Origin of the sequence: Micromonospora reichwaldensis, from assembly GCF_031845925.1 — a bacterium.
Lineage (GTDB): Bacteria > Actinomycetota > Actinomycetes > Mycobacteriales > Micromonosporaceae > Micromonospora > Micromonospora reichwaldensis.
The window spans coordinates 1-421 of the sequence record NZ_JAVRFL010000098.1 but is presented as its reverse complement, the minus strand read 5'-3'; the positions used below and the strand labels follow the sequence as shown (position 1 = coordinate 421).

Annotated in this window: 1 pseudogene; it reads right to left on the bottom strand. The window is 67.9% G+C overall.

What is annotated here, in order from left to right:
* A pseudogene (locus RM555_RS30875) lies at positions 1-344 on the bottom strand (hypothetical protein); the annotation flags it as partial.
* Between the last annotated feature and the right edge of the window lie 77 nt (positions 345-421).

Sequence of the window (421 nt, the reverse complement as noted above, 5' to 3'; positions counted from 1 at the left end):
CGGTCACCGAGGTGGCCCAGGTTCTCCAGCTTCGACTCCTGCAGGGCGGTCGCGATCGACACCACGGCGGCGCGCTCGTCCATGCCGGCCTTCTTCGTCGCCGCGATGATCGCCTTGACGTTCGCGACCTGCTCGTCGGACAGGTCGACGTGCGACTGGGCGCCCTGCACACCGTGCGGAATCAGCTTGGCCTTGTCGACCGACGGCGTGTCGGCCTGCACGACTGCCACGGGCGTCGACTGCACCGACGGGGCCGCGTGCGCGGTCGCGGGACCGGCGAACACGCCACCGGCAAAGGCGAGACCAGCAATACCGAGAACGCTCTTACGGATGATCGTGTTCATCAGAAACGCTCCATTCGGGGGTTGGCACCCACACGCCGAAGGGGGATCGGCTTCACGCGGGTGCAAGCACCGTCCGG